We start from the raw sequence: 13,420 nt of genomic DNA, 5'->3' as shown, positions 1-13,420 counted from the left end.
TCTTTGATCTATACTATCATTTTTATTTGTACCAATAGTCTTTTAAAATTAAAAGCTTATCCGTTTACTTTTTGTCTTTAAGTGCCTCTTTCATAGATTCACTATCCCAATGATTATCAAAGTCTACTACTCCCCTTTTTAAATCATCATTTAAGAATTTTTCTTGCTGTTTTAATTCCTCTTTTACTTTAAAAATATACTTTTCATCTCTTTTAGGTTCTTGAGCTAAACGTTTTAAACTTTCTTCATCATATTTCCTAAAGTTTTGAAGCTGTGTATTAAGTGTATATTTACGATACCCCATTTTGCTTAAAACATCTCTTGCCAATAGTAAAGATGTATCTAAAGATTCTCTATACACCTTTTCATGCCCCATATTTAAAAGCTCATAAGCATCATACCTGTTTTTGGTTCTAATCATTAAATCTACATGAGGATATTTCTCTTTCACAATTTTACTAATTGCCTTTGAAACTGATAATCTATTGGTTGCACAAATTATAATTTTTGCTTCTGCTATACCTGCAGATTCTAATAAATCTATTCTTGTTGCATCACCATAATAAACTTCAAATCCCATTTTCCTTAAAAAATCTACTCTATTAGAATCTTGATCTAAAATAGTTGCTTCTACTCCATGAGACCTTAAAAATCTACCTACTGTGCTTCCAAAATGCCCAAAACCAACCAGTATTATTTTTTGCGATTTTGCAATATGATCCATTGGCCTTTTTATAGATTCTTTTGTACCAATTTTGGGTAAAATTAATCGCTCATTAATCATTGTGATAATTGGTGTTAAAGACATAGAAAGTGCAGTTATTACTAAAAGCATATCCATTTGATCTTGACCTAGAATATTTAAACCAAAGGCAAAAGATAAAAGAACAAAAGCAAACTCCCCTACTTGAGCTAAACTAAAAGTCAACATTAATTTTTGATCTAATTTTAACTTAAAAACACTTCCGGTTATAAATAAAATGAGGGCTTTTAAAAGTATAATAACAAATAATGTCCCAATAATAGTTAAAGGATTATTCGCAATTACTATAAAGTTGATAGAAGCACCAACTGCCATAAAAAACAAGCCTAAAAGTAAATTTTTAAAAGGTTCTAAAGTGCTTTCTAATTCATGCTTAAATTCACTATTAGACAAAACTACACCACCTAAAAAAGCACCTAATGCAGGACTTATACCAACAAATTCCATTAAAAAAGAAATACCAAAAACAATTAAAAGTGCAGCAGCAATAAGCAACTCTCTTACACCAGTTTTAGAAACTTTACGTAACATTGGTACTATTAAATAATTCCCTGCAACAACAATCAAAACTACCGATAAAATAATAGCAATGGTTTGATAAGCAACAGGTAAATCTTGAATTAAACTAAAAGATTCACTGTGAGAATTTTCTGAAGATGTTTGTTCTGAGTTGGCCAATAAAGGAATAAAACCCAACATAAAAATGACAATAATATCTTGAAAAAGTAAAATCGAAAAAGCAGAATTGCCAAAAGTGGTATCCATTAAACCTTTTTCTTTTATAGTTTGCATAGCAATTGCTGTTGAAGATAATGCTACAGCCATAGAAACCACCAAAGCTACTTTGCCATCAAAACCCAAAGCAATAAAAAGTAAATAAGCCAGAAGCATAGTTGCCCCAACTTGTAATCCTCCCATTCCTATAATGGTTTTACGCATTTTCCAGAAGTTTTTGGGCTCAATTTCTAAACCTATAAGAAACAGCATCATTACCACTCCAAATTCTGCAAAATGCAAAATATCATCACCTTCATTACCAATAAAACCTAATACATATGGGCCAATTAAAACACCTGCCAATAAATAACCAATTACCGAACTTAACCCAAATCTTTTAGCTATAGAAACACATAATATTGCACCTGCTAAAAACATTATGGCCTGAAAAAGTATACTTCCTGTCATTTTTATTTAAGAATTAAGTTGTGGTATTTCATTTAAAAATGCAGAATTATCAAATTCATTTAAACTTAAGCCATCTTGTAATAAATTTAAAATTTTGCTGTATTTCTCTTTAGCAACTAGCAATTTTTCTTCTTTAATTTTGTGTGTACCCATTACAGTAAATGGAGGATAATAAATCATACCACACAAAACTGCTGTTTGCTCAAAAGGTCTTAAAAACTGTCTAATAGTAAAACTGTTATTACCTTCTGAACAATACATTTCTTTAGAACCACCTGTTGTAATTGTATTCAAACAAATCTTACCATTTAAAGCATCTCCTTGAGGACCATAAGCCCAATTGAATTCAAGAACAAGATCTATCCACTGTTTCATTAAAGGCGGACAACTATACCAATAAAATGGATGATGCCAAATAATAATATCATGATTTTCTAAGAGCTGTTTTTCTCGATTTATATCTATATGGAAATCTGGATATTCTTCATACAAATCATGAACAGTAACATTTTCTAATCCGTTTATTTCATCAATTAAAGCCTTATTCACATTCGATTTCTCAAATTTTGGATGGGCAAATAATACAAGTACTCTTTTCATAAAACGAATGTAATTAAATTTAGCTTAAAATAAGCTTAGAAGAATGCCTATCAATTAAACGATTGAGGTATAAAACTTTTGAATAGCGTTCATAAATTTTTGATGTGAGTTAATCCTGCTATTTAATGAGGCTTAATTTTGTTAGAACTAAAAATAAACAACAAAATGAAAATATTATTCGTATTAACATCACATGATCAATTAGGTGACACAGGTAAAAAGACTGGTTTCTGGATTGAAGAATTTGCAGGCCCATATTATACTTTATTAGATAAAGGATCAGAAATTACACTGGCAACTCCTAAAGGAGGAAAAGCGCCAATTGACCCTAGTAGTGACACTGAAGACGCAAGTACAGAAGATACAAAACGTTTTAAAAGCGATGAGAATGCTCAGCATTTAATAAATAACACGCATAAATTAGCAGAGATGAATCCTTCAGATTTTGATGCAGTATTTTATCCTGGAGGTCATGGTCCTTTATGGGATCTTGCAAATGATGCAGAATCAATTACTTTAATTGAAACCTTTTATGCGCAAAATAAACCAGTATCGTTTGTATGTCATGCACCAGCTGCTTTAAAGAGTGTAAAAACACAAAATGGTGAATACTTAGTAAAAGGTAAAAATGTAACCGGTTTTACAAATTCTGAAGAAGAAGCTGTAAACCTAGTTGATGTAGTACCATTTTTGGTAGAAGATATGTTGCAAGAAAATGGTGGAATCTATTCTAAAAAAGATGATTGGGCAGAACATGCCATTCAAGATGGCTTGCTGATTACAGGTCAAAACCCTGCATCATCTAAATTAGTTGCAGAAAAATTACACAATTCGTTAAAAAAATAAAAAAACTTAAACGAATGAGAAAGGCTTGCTGATGCAGGCCTTTTTTTATGCCCAAAGTTATTGAGCTATATGATATTTAATATCATTAGAAATATAACTTTTCAAAACTCCTTTATCGTTTAAATTGTCTAAAACAGAATAAAGAGGTAATATCATATCTAAGTTCTCTACTTTATCTAAAATCTCAAAACTTGTAAGTGCTTTTTCTTGAATTGCTTCTAAAACAGAATGCTCTATAGCTGATAGGTTTTGCTTTTTCATTTTCTTTTTTGACTAATGTACAAAATTAAATGCTATTCAGCTAAAAATCAGAATTTAAAGCATAAAAAAACGTTGTTAACATACCAATTAAGATTAACAACGTTTATAAAAATTTTAATACAAAGTATATTTAAGCTGCATAGTGATACTTAAGATCTTGCTTCATGTAGCTTTTAATTACACCTTTGTTGTTTAGTTGATCTAAAATATTATACAATGATAATATCATAGAAACATCTTCTACTTTTTTAAGAATTTCGAAACTGGTTAGGTGTTCTGCTTGTACTGCCTTGAGTACAGACTGCTCTTGAGCTGTCAAATTAGGGTTTAACATAAGGGGTTAAAATTTAAAAGTTATCAACAAATATAAATAAAAAAAATTAACAGAAACAAATTATTAAACCTTTAATATCAGTGATGTATAAAGATTGTTCTCTATTTCTATTAATTTTTTTTACAATTTACCTAAATTTTAGGCTTCACCTCTTGCAGGGTATCCTTCTTTTAAAATATAATCTATTCCATTTAAAACATCTCTAAATTCTGGTCTTCCAAAAGGCATAGATTGTATTGATTGCCAGTATACTTTTTGTTCTTTATCAATTAAAAATAAGCCTGGCTCTAAGAAAGTATCAGGTTCCTTATCACTTATTCCTTTTGAAACAAATAAGCCCCATTTTCGACCCTCTTCAATTGAGAATTCAAAACCTATTGGTAAAGATTCTACATCCCATTCTTTATAAGCTTTCTTTGCTCTTTCTTCTGAATCTGCACTAATGGCTATTAAGTTTACACCTCTCTCTGTAAAATCGTTCATTTTCTCTTTCAATTGTTCCAACTGTTTTTTACAAACTGGGCAATGCAATCCTCTATAAAATAATATCAATGTAAAGTTTTCTGGGTTTTGTTCAGACAAACTCCATTTTGTATCATTTACTAAGTTAATTTTTAATTCTGGTGCTTTTTCTCTTGGTTTAATCATAATTTATTTTTTATTTATTTTCTTCTAATTTTGGGTAATCTGTGTAACCTTCTGGTCCTGGAGTATAAAATGTATCTTGATTCCAATCTGCTAAATCTTGATTTCTTTCAAATCTTTCTACCAAATCTGGATTAGATATATATGGTTTTCCGAACGCGACTAAATCTGCATTACCTTCTTCTAACACTTTATTTGCTGACTTTTGATCAAATCCTGAGTTAATGATAATAGTACCATTGTAGATTGGTCTAAAATGTTCTGCAATATTTTGTACGGCATATTTAACCTCTGAAACATCATTGAATGGTTCTGATAAATGAACATAGGCTAATTTGTAATCGTTCAACCTTTTCATAATATATTCAAATGTTGTTATAGTTTCTTCATCCATCTCCATTCCAAAAATACCATGCAAAGAAGGGTTAAACCTTACTCCTATTTTCTTTTCTGGAATTGCCTCTTTTACAGCATCTAAAACTTCAAAGAAGAAACGCGCTCTATTTTCAATATTTCCTCCATACTCGTCATCTCTTACATTAGAAGATTTGTTAAAAAACTGATGAAATAAATATCCGTTTGAAGAATGTATTTCAACTCCATCAAAACCAGCCTTTATTGCATTTGAAGCTGCATTTTTAAAATCTTCTATAGTTTGATTAATATCTTCTTTACTCATTGCTTTTGGTGTAACAGTATCTTTTTCTCCTTCTGGAGTGTAGACAGTTACGTTAGCGTTCAAAGCAGATGGAGCTAAAGGCAAATCTCCATTATGAAAATCTGGGTGCGAAATTCGACCTACATGCCATAGCTGAATAAATATTTTACCTCCTTTAGCATGAACTCTTTCTGTTACTTTTTTCCATCCTTCAACTTGTTCTTGAGAATGAATTCCTGGTGTGTTGATATAACCCACTGCCCTTTCTGACACCTGAGAACCTTCTGTAATAATTAAACCAGCAGAGGCTCTTTGTTCATAATACAAACCATGTAAATCATTTGTAGGCACATTACCTTTATTATTTGCACGACTTCTAGTCATAGGTGCCATTACAACTCTATTAGTTAATGGTAAATCTGTTATATTATTAAAGTTCTGTAATAAAAATTCTTTTGTCATTTTAATTTATTTAAAGATTAATATTCTAATTATCTGTGATTAATAAGTAGACATTTTATCTTTTTTCTTAGTTAACTGTGTGTCTAAATCTTTTACAGATTCGTTAATAGAACTGATAAAATTATCGTGACTAGCTTCTGCAAATAAACGCGGTCCAGGTACACTTAACCTAATATTACAAATCATACCTGTATTATCTGAAGATGTATTTTCTGTTTTAAAGAAAACATCTGCTCTTACAATCATTTGGAATTTATTATATAATTTTTCTAATTTTTCTGTGGTATATGCCTCTAATCTTTCACTACCTTCTACATCATGATATTCGAAATTAATTGTCATCTTATTTTGTTTTAAATTAATATTGATATAAAATTATTCTAAAACTGGTGTTTTGGTTTGCTTAAATGCTATTAAGATGAACTCTTTTGAACTCTTAACAGATTTTTAAGAAGATTGTAGAGCTTATAAATATTTCTGTATTTAGTTTACTGTTGATAGAAATAAAAAAAGGATGACCATTAAAGATCATCCTTTTAGTTTATGTTGGATTTGAGTGTTTATTCTTTTATTAGCTTTAAAGTCATTTGGCCTCTATCTGTTTTAATTTTAGCTAAATAAACTCCTTGGCTTAAGCCATTAGAATTGATAACTGTTCTATTACCAATTTCTGTTGATACAAAAACTTTTTTACCTAGTAAATTATATACTTCAATAGCTTCTATATTTGAATCTTGAGTACTAATTGTCCAATTAGATTTTGAAGGATTGGGATAAGCACTTACGGAAATTTGATTTATCGTTTCTGTACTTAACGTAGTATTTGGTTCTATGATAATACTTCCTAAAGCAGTTTCATCATCTGGATTTGCATTAAGACCTTTAATTTCAAAACCATATTGAATTACTAAACCTGCAGGCAATTCTGATGCTGTAGCTGATATAGAAAAGTTACCACTTGCTGGTAAATCCATAACTTTACTACCATTAAATACATCAATATAACTATTGCTTGGGTCTAATGCTTTAATGAAAAACTTTGCTGTATAATCAGAACTAAGTGTATTTGAGCTGATTGTTCCTTGAAAAGTTAAATCTTTACCATTAAAAGTGTCTCCTGGCTCCACAAAACTAGACGCTTGCATGTTTTTATTCCCTTTATCACCAGCTGTTGCACCTCCATCAGAAGAATTTGTCCAATAAGCTCTATCATTATCATTACCATTCAATGCTGCTGCATATGTACTAAAATTAGGTTGCAGCACTATGTTTTGTCCATCAAAAGATGACTTTAAATCTGCAAATCCCCAGAAGTCTTGAAATTCAAAACCATCACTCGTATTTGTTACAGTCATATAACCTATCCAAGCAGCAGCAGGATCTACTGTTACAACATTAGTATTACCATTATTAGTGTCATCTGCTTTTGCATTGAATGTTAAATTATCGAAATAAACAATGTTATCTTGACTTCTAGCAGCAAAATCTGGAATAATTACCAATTTATTATAAGTAACTCCAATTTCTGATGTAAAATCAAAAGTTAACTCTTCCCAATCTCCATTAGTAACAGAGTTAGCTACTTTAATTTCTTTAGCAGCATTTGCTGGGCCTTCAAACTTTACACCAACATCTGAAGCTACATCTTTTTTCACCATTATTTTAACAATACTATTTGTATCGTCAAAAGTAAAAGAACCAACATTATCACTAATTACAAGAGCCCAATCATTACCAGCATCTTTTGCTGTAAACTTTGCTACTTTAGCTGAAGTATTTGCTCCGTTAGTTTTAGGATTAGCTACAATTTCTAATGGAGGATTTGAATCATTTTGATCTACTGTCCATGTGAAATTAGCACCAAAGCCATCATCTTCAAAATCAATTGGTTCTAGATTATAATTAACAGTATCTGCTGGTTGTGCATTAAAACTTAAATTATCGAAATAAACAATGTTATCTTGACTTCTTGTATCAAAATCTGGAATGATTACTAATTTGTTGTAGGTAACTCCAATTTCTGTTTTAAAATCAAAAGTTAACTCTTCCCAATCACCATTGGTAACTGAACTAGCCACTTTAATTTCTTTAAAAACACCTCCTGGCCCTTCAAATTTTACACCAACATTTGAGGCAATGTCTTTTCTTACCATTAGCTTTACAAGACTGTTAGTATCATCAAACGTAAAAGAACCAATATCATCACTAATTACTAGTGCCCAATCATTTCCAGCAGCTTTTGCTGTAAACTTAGCCACTTTAGCAGATGTATTTAATCCTGCTGTGTTAGGATTATCTACAATTTCTAGTGGAGGATTGGAATCATTTTGATCTACAGTCCAAGTCCAACTATCACCTTGGCCTCCAGATTCAAAATCTACAGTTCCATTCTGTGCAGAAATCATTGTAGAAGTTATTAATAAAATTAAGAATGTAATTTTTTTCATTATATAAGAATTTAGAATTAATTGTTTTCAAATTACCTTATAACTATTTATCATTAATATAATTTACATGCATAAAAAGTATACAAATACTAATTATTTTTATAATATTTTAATTAATCAATAAATACAAGGCCTTAAGGATGTTTTATTATCAATCTAAATTTTAAAATAAAGTTAATGTTGTATTAATGTTGTGGTATAATTAGATTTTTGATTTTAAAAAATATTTATCAGAAATATTCAAATCTAATTTTAGGTCTTATTCAAGTAAAAAACGCTATAAATAAGTGATTTACTTTCTTTTTCTTGAAGTAATAAAATAAACACCCGTAAGTAAAATACAAGATGCAACAAAAGATTGTGCACTAAGTTTTTCGTCTAAAAAATACCAACCCATAAAAAGTGCAATTACAGGATTTACGTATGCAGAAGTAGATACTTTTTCGGGGCTCACTTTTTTTAATAAATAATTAAAAGCCGTAAATGCGATAATTCCTCCAAAAACCACTAATAAAGACATGGCTATTTTAACTTCTACACTCCAATTAATAGGTGAAATCCAAGTTTCATTAAAGCCAAGACTCATTACAACTAAACAAACACCTGCCACCAACATTTGATAACCAGTAGTTACTAAAAAGCTTTTGGGCAAATCTGCTTTAGAAACAAAAACACTACCATAACTCCAGCTTAAAACACACGTTAGCATCATAAAAATACCCAACAAAGTATATTCTGAGGTTACCAATTCTTTTTGACTAACCAAAAGATACATACCAAACATTCCCAAAATAACTCCAATAATAGATTTCTTTTGAAAAGGTTTTCTGTCCGTCAATCTTAACAAAAACAATACAAATAAAGGTTGAGTAGATGCTATTAAAGCACCAAAGCCACTATCTACATATCTTAGTGCCCAAACAAAAACTCCATTACCATACACCAGAAAGAAAAAAGATGCTATTGCAGAATTTAGAATTTGCTTTCTTGATATTTTTAAAGGATGCTTTAAAATTAAAGCCATAATAATCATTAAAATTCCTGCTACGAAAAAACGTATAGAAGCTAAAAAGAATGGTGGTAATTCTGTAACTGCTATTTTATTGAATAAATAAGTAGAGCCCCAAATAACATAAATGGAGATGAATGAAAGTATTATTAAAACCTTAGAATTTTTCAGTTTCTCTAAATTTAGATGTCAAAAATACTACTAAAAAAGTTCTAAAAGATTAATAAAGCAGAATGTTTATATTTAGTTATATTTGATAAGCTATTGACCTTAATTAAACCTATTGTTACATCAAAAATATCCTTTTGACTCTTCTTTAAAGCATCACTTTATCATTGCTTTAGGTTTAGCCTTATGGATTTTTATATTCTTATACTTTACAGAACCTTTAGATGTTAACGAGTTTGGAAGTACAGAAAAACTGATTTATTTGCCTTTGTATGGATTGTTAGGCGCAACCTGTTATTCTCTGTTCTTGCCTATTCAGCGATATTTATATTACAAAAATGATAAAAATTGGTATGTAAAAACAGAACTTCTATTTCTAATTATTTTTGTTTTAGTAGCAATTATAGCTGCAAGACTTTTTTATTTATACGTTGTTCAGCCTGACAGAAATCCTTATTCTTTTCAATATCATTTAACTGGAATTATACTACCTGCTTTAGCAACTATTTTGCCCATTATAATTTTTGGAAGATTTGCTTTTGGAAAATATAAAAACAAGCAAACTGAAGCAAAAAAGATAGAGATTAAAGGAGAAGGCAATTATGAAGGCTTACGCTTATTTTTTAATGATATTGTTTGTATCAAATCTTCAGACAATTATGTAGAAGTTTTTTACAAATCTAATGGAGAAATTAAAAAGAGTCTAATTAGAAATAAACTATCTGCAGTTGCAGATGAGTTTCCTTTGCTTTTAAGAACACATCGTTCTTATTTGATTAATCCTTTTCATTTTTTACAATGGAAAACAGAAAAAAGTAAATTGTTTGTATTGTTATTTCACCACATAGAAGTACCAGTCTCCAGAACCTATCAAAATGATGTAAAAGCGGTTTTGAATTCTACCACAGAATAACTGTATTTCACCCCAATCGCCTTTATTTATTGAGTTTTTACTTGGTTACTTTCTAGTTTTGTATCAGAAAGTTTAATCATTAAAAACATCATTATGAAATCTAGAATCACTCTTTTTACTTTATTATTAGTATCTATTTTTAATTCAGTTGCACAAGAAAATCAAAAAGAAGTTGTAATTATTGGTACAATGCACACAGTGCCAAAAATTGTAAAACATAGCTACAAACCTATGTTACGTTTTGCAAAAAAATACAATCCTGAAGCAATTTTTGTAGAATCACCAATGCCAAATGATAGTATTTCTTGGAACTATCTTAAAAATGGTTGGTCTAAAAACTATAAAGAGTTTTATAAAATGTCTGAAGAAATGAAATCGAATTTTCAGTTTGACGCCAATAAATTTGAAACACTTGCAGCCAAAAAATTTGAAGCGCTAACATCTACAGAAATTGATTATTTAATTAAATCTTATATCTACAAAAGAGATAATGGCAATTATGAATTGATGAGCTACATTAAAAATTATGGTTTGCAAGGTGCTAAAAAACCTACTAGACATGAAGATGGAGATTTAACTTACAAACTGGCCATACACCAAAACCTTAAGGTCACAAATATGGATGATCAACAAACAAATGGAATTTATCATAAGGCTTGGAATAAATGTGCTAGAGAAGGAAGTAAAAATGGAAATAATGAAGCCAATTCTAAATTGTATAAAAAAGATTACAATTCAGCTATTTTACCAGCTGTATTTAGAAAGCTAGGTAAACATACCAATAATAGAAAATCTTTAAATAGATTGCATACAATGAGTTCTTTTAGCTATGTGATAGAAGATACAGAAGGATGTAAAGAAGGAAGAAAGTATTGGAATGAAAGAAATATGCGAATGGCAAATAATATTGCTAATCAGATTGAGAATTTAGATAAATACAAAAACTTAGTTGTTGTTGGTGCAGCTCATGTTATAGGTTTAGAGAAGGAACTTAAAACAAGATTTCCGAATTTGAAAGTTATTCTAATGAACGAGTATTAAACTTTCTATTTTACTTCTAATTGGAAAACGCTCACACTTTTGTGAGCGTTTATTCTATTTGAAAAAATACTACAATTAAATGATTACTTTAATAATTATATGTAAATAACTATATTTCAATAAATTAAAAATAATATTTTCAATAGAGTTAAGATTAAAATCTTTTAAGACAAAACCAACTTTACTTGTTGTTTAATTTTGTTATAGAAACTAAAAAAACAAACAATATGTCAATTTTAACAATTTTAATAAGCATTTTATTACCACCATTAGCCGTATTTTTAAATAAAGGTTTAGGTAAAGATTTTTTGATTAATTTATTATTAACCATTTTAGGTTGGTTACCAGGAGTAATACATGCATTTTATGTAAACAGTAAATAAAAAATATTATGAAAGAGAAAGAGAAAGAAATAGATTATAATTCAGAAATTACAAAAGACGATTTACAAGCTTTAGGTGATAAAGCTGGTAATTTAAGAAATGATAATGGTGATGACGAATTGCTTAAAAACAAAGTAAACGAACCAGATTTTATAGGGAAAGAATTAGATGTACCTGGTAGAAAAATACCAAAATCAACTTCTAAAAAATCTCTAAAAGATGAAGAGAATCAATTGTATAGCTTAGGAAGTGATGACAATGAAAATTTAGAGATTGATACTATAAACTAATAACAATAAAAAAAAGCCTCACAATTGTGAGGCTTTTTTTATTTCTGTCTTTTTATTAATTCGGCTTCAATATCTTTTAAAGTAAAGCCTTTAGCTTGCAGTAACATTAAATAATGAAAAAGTAAATCTGCAGATTCGTATAAGAACAACTCATCATTGTTATCCATAGCTTCAATTACTGTTTCTACAGCCTCCTCTCCTACTTTTTGAGCAATTTTATTTATTCCTTTATCAAATAAGCTAGCCACATAAGATTTCTTAGTTTCTTTGTTGGCAACTCTCTCACTAATTACGTTTTCTAAGGTTGATAAAAAACCGAAATTAGATGTGTTATCCTCATTCCAACAGGTATCTGAACCTTTATGACAAGTTGGTCCTTTAGGATTTACCTGAATAAGTAATGAATCATTATCACAATCGTTCTTAATATCTACCAAATGCAAAACATTTCCACTTTCCTCGCCCTTAGTCCATAATCTATTTTTAGATCTGGAAAAAAAAGTAACCTTATTGGTTTTTAAGGTTTTATTGTAAGCTTCCTGATTCATATACCCCAACATCAAAACATTTTTTGTTGTAGCATCTTGTATGATTGCTGGCACTAACCCATCATTATTTTTATTAAAATCTATTGTCATCAGTTTTAAAATTGGTATTTATAATCGAATTGGAATATTATTTTCTTTTAATTCTTGTTTTAAATCTGGAATAGGAATTTCACCAAAGTGAAATACACTTGCAGCTAATGCAGCATCAGATTTACCGTCTACAAAAGTATCAATAAAATGCTGTACAGAACCTGCACCTCCAGAGGCTATGATTGGTATATTTAATTCTGTTGATAATTTTGCTAAAGCTTCGTTTGCAAAACCTGCTTTAGTGCCATCATTGTTCATGGATGTAAACAAAATTTCTCCTGCTCCACGTTTTTCAACTTCCTTTGCCCATTCAAAAAGATTGATATCTGTAGGAATTGTACCTCCAGCCAAATGAACGAGCCATTCACCATCAACTTGCTTTGCATCTATGGCAACAACCACACATTGACTACCAAATTTTTCTGATAATTCATTGATTAAATCTGGTCTTTTTACTGCAGATGAATTTATAGAAACCTTGTCTGCGCCACATTTTAAAAGCGCATTTACATGATCTACAGAAGAAATTCCACCACCAACAGTAAACGGAATATTAACTTGTTCTGCTACTTTTAAAACCATATCTAGAGTTGTGCCTCTATTCTCTAATGTGGCAGCTATATCTAGAAAAACAAGTTCGTCTGCACCTAAATCTGCATATTGTTTTGCTAATACTACTGGGTCTCCTGCATCAATTAAATTCACGAAATTCACACCTTTTACAGTTCGTCCGTTTTTAATATCTAAACAAGGAATAATTCTTTTTGTTAACATTAT

The 13,420-nt window shown here is 29.7% G+C and carries 16 protein-coding genes; 5 read left to right on the top strand and 11 right to left on the bottom strand.

Annotated features, from left to right (window positions below; genetic code table 11):
* Positions 1-64: 64 nt before the first annotated feature.
* Positions 65-1,948 carry a monovalent cation:proton antiporter-2 (CPA2) family protein gene (locus MED152_RS02105; RefSeq protein WP_015480198.1) on the bottom strand — a complete coding sequence of 628 codons (1,884 nt, stop codon included), beginning with the start codon at positions 1,946-1,948 and terminating at the stop codon, positions 65-67.
* A gap of 6 nt (positions 1,949-1,954) precedes the next feature.
* Positions 1,955-2,548 (bottom strand): NAD(P)H-dependent oxidoreductase, encoded by a 594-nt coding sequence (locus tag MED152_RS02100; RefSeq protein ID WP_015480197.1) that lies wholly within the window; start codon positions 2,546-2,548, stop codon positions 1,955-1,957.
* A 165-nt stretch (positions 2,549-2,713) separates the two neighbouring features.
* On the opposite strand from MED152_RS02100, the gene MED152_RS02095 reads away from it, so the two are divergent.
* Positions 2,714-3,394, top strand: a complete 681-nt coding sequence (locus MED152_RS02095) for a type 1 glutamine amidotransferase domain-containing protein (protein ID WP_015480196.1) — start codon at positions 2,714-2,716, stop codon at positions 3,392-3,394.
* Between the two features lie 57 nt (positions 3,395-3,451).
* On the opposite strand, the gene MED152_RS02090 is transcribed toward MED152_RS02095, so the two are convergent.
* The 7 genes from MED152_RS02090 to MED152_RS02060 form a co-directional block, all read right to left on the bottom strand.
* On the bottom strand, positions 3,452-3,655 hold the full coding sequence (locus tag MED152_RS02090; RefSeq protein WP_015480195.1) for a hypothetical protein: 204 nt from the start codon (positions 3,653-3,655) through the stop codon (positions 3,452-3,454).
* A 130-nt stretch (positions 3,656-3,785) separates the two neighbouring features.
* Complete coding sequence (locus MED152_RS02085; RefSeq protein ID WP_015480194.1) at positions 3,786-3,989, bottom strand: hypothetical protein; 204 nt, start codon at positions 3,987-3,989, stop codon at positions 3,786-3,788.
* A 138-nt stretch (positions 3,990-4,127) separates the two neighbouring features.
* Entirely contained in the window at positions 4,128-4,637 is a 510-nt protein-coding gene (locus tag MED152_RS02080; protein ID WP_015480193.1) for a peroxiredoxin-like family protein, read from the bottom strand.
* 10 nt (positions 4,638-4,647) lie between these two features.
* A complete protein-coding gene (locus MED152_RS02075) occupies positions 4,648-5,754 on the bottom strand; it encodes an alkene reductase (protein ID WP_015480192.1) in 1,107 nt (368 codons plus the stop codon).
* Positions 5,755-5,793: 39 nt separating this feature from the next.
* Positions 5,794-6,096 carry a ribosome-associated translation inhibitor RaiA gene (gene raiA, locus MED152_RS02070; protein WP_015480191.1) on the bottom strand — a complete coding sequence of 101 codons (303 nt, stop codon included), beginning with the start codon at positions 6,094-6,096 and terminating at the stop codon, positions 5,794-5,796.
* Between the two features lie 218 nt (positions 6,097-6,314).
* On the bottom strand, positions 6,315-8,201 hold the full coding sequence (locus MED152_RS13340; protein ID WP_015480190.1) for a T9SS type A sorting domain-containing protein: 1,887 nt from the start codon (positions 8,199-8,201) through the stop codon (positions 6,315-6,317).
* Between the two features lie 292 nt (positions 8,202-8,493).
* Entirely contained in the window at positions 8,494-9,381 is an 888-nt protein-coding gene (locus MED152_RS02060; RefSeq protein ID WP_041383306.1) for an EamA family transporter, read from the bottom strand.
* A gap of 112 nt (positions 9,382-9,493) precedes the next feature.
* Here MED152_RS02060 and MED152_RS02055 point away from each other — a divergent pair, with 112 nt between their 5' ends.
* The 4 genes from MED152_RS02055 (at position 9,494) to MED152_RS02040 (ending at position 12,005) form a co-directional block, all read left to right on the top strand.
* The gene (locus tag MED152_RS02055) at positions 9,494-10,291 is read left to right on the top strand and encodes a LytTR family DNA-binding domain-containing protein (protein WP_015480188.1); all 798 of its coding nucleotides are present in this window, start codon (positions 9,494-9,496) and stop codon (positions 10,289-10,291) included.
* Between the two features lie 93 nt (positions 10,292-10,384).
* On the top strand, positions 10,385-11,332 hold the full coding sequence (locus MED152_RS02050; protein ID WP_015480187.1) for a TraB family protein: 948 nt from the start codon (positions 10,385-10,387) through the stop codon (positions 11,330-11,332).
* A gap of 227 nt (positions 11,333-11,559) precedes the next feature.
* Positions 11,560-11,715 carry a YqaE/Pmp3 family membrane protein gene (locus MED152_RS02045; protein WP_015480186.1) on the top strand — a complete coding sequence of 52 codons (156 nt, stop codon included), beginning with the start codon at positions 11,560-11,562 and terminating at the stop codon, positions 11,713-11,715.
* A gap of 8 nt (positions 11,716-11,723) precedes the next feature.
* On the top strand, positions 11,724-12,005 hold the full coding sequence (locus MED152_RS02040) for a hypothetical protein (protein WP_015480185.1): 282 nt from the start codon (positions 11,724-11,726) through the stop codon (positions 12,003-12,005).
* Positions 12,006-12,043: 38 nt separating this feature from the next.
* On the opposite strand, the gene hisIE is transcribed toward MED152_RS02040, so the two are convergent.
* Together hisIE and hisF are read right to left on the bottom strand one after the other, a co-directional pair.
* A complete protein-coding gene (gene hisIE / locus MED152_RS02035) occupies positions 12,044-12,643 on the bottom strand; it encodes a bifunctional phosphoribosyl-AMP cyclohydrolase/phosphoribosyl-ATP diphosphatase HisIE (protein WP_015480184.1) in 600 nt (199 codons plus the stop codon).
* A gap of 18 nt (positions 12,644-12,661) precedes the next feature.
* Positions 12,662-13,417 carry an imidazole glycerol phosphate synthase subunit HisF gene (gene hisF, locus MED152_RS02030; RefSeq protein ID WP_041383789.1) on the bottom strand — a complete coding sequence of 252 codons (756 nt, stop codon included), beginning with the start codon at positions 13,415-13,417 and terminating at the stop codon, positions 12,662-12,664.
* Positions 13,418-13,420 lie beyond the last annotated feature (3 nt).

The organism is Polaribacter sp. MED152 (genome assembly GCF_000152945.2).
Lineage (GTDB): Bacteria > Bacteroidota > Bacteroidia > Flavobacteriales > Flavobacteriaceae > Polaribacter.
The sequence above is the reverse complement of the archived record's forward strand: the minus strand, read 5'-3'. Positions and strand labels throughout refer to the sequence as shown.

What these genes read in the sequence shown, in the direction of transcription:
- MED152_RS02090 (WP_015480195.1), bottom strand. Translation starts at nt 3,655, where the DNA reads ATGAAAAAGCAAAACCTATCAGCTATAGAGCATTCTGTTTTAGAAGCA.
- MED152_RS02080 (WP_015480193.1), bottom strand. Translation starts at nt 4,637, where the DNA reads ATGATTAAACCAAGAGAAAAAGCACCAGAATTAAAAATTAACTTAGTA.
- raiA (WP_015480191.1), bottom strand. Translation starts at nt 6,096, where the DNA reads ATGACAATTAATTTCGAATATCATGATGTAGAAGGTAGTGAAAGATTA.
- hisF (WP_041383789.1), bottom strand. Translation starts at nt 13,417, where the DNA reads ATGTTAACAAAAAGAATTATTCCTTGTTTAGATATTAAAAACGGACGA.
- hisIE (WP_015480184.1), bottom strand. Translation starts at nt 12,643, where the DNA reads ATGACAATAGATTTTAATAAAAATAATGATGGGTTAGTGCCAGCAATC.
- MED152_RS02040 (WP_015480185.1), top strand. Translation starts at nt 11,724, where the DNA reads ATGAAAGAGAAAGAGAAAGAAATAGATTATAATTCAGAAATTACAAAA.
- MED152_RS02105 (WP_015480198.1), bottom strand. Translation starts at nt 1,948, where the DNA reads ATGACAGGAAGTATACTTTTTCAGGCCATAATGTTTTTAGCAGGTGCA.
- MED152_RS02045 (WP_015480186.1), top strand. Translation starts at nt 11,560, where the DNA reads ATGTCAATTTTAACAATTTTAATAAGCATTTTATTACCACCATTAGCC.
- MED152_RS02050 (WP_015480187.1), top strand. Translation starts at nt 10,385, where the DNA reads ATGAAATCTAGAATCACTCTTTTTACTTTATTATTAGTATCTATTTTT.
- MED152_RS13340 (WP_015480190.1), bottom strand. Translation starts at nt 8,201, where the DNA reads ATGAAAAAAATTACATTCTTAATTTTATTAATAACTTCTACAATGATT.
- MED152_RS02075 (WP_015480192.1), bottom strand. Translation starts at nt 5,754, where the DNA reads ATGACAAAAGAATTTTTATTACAGAACTTTAATAATATAACAGATTTA.
- MED152_RS02095 (WP_015480196.1), top strand. Translation starts at nt 2,714, where the DNA reads ATGAAAATATTATTCGTATTAACATCACATGATCAATTAGGTGACACA.
- MED152_RS02085 (WP_015480194.1), bottom strand. Translation starts at nt 3,989, where the DNA reads ATGTTAAACCCTAATTTGACAGCTCAAGAGCAGTCTGTACTCAAGGCA.
- MED152_RS02100 (WP_015480197.1), bottom strand. Translation starts at nt 2,548, where the DNA reads ATGAAAAGAGTACTTGTATTATTTGCCCATCCAAAATTTGAGAAATCG.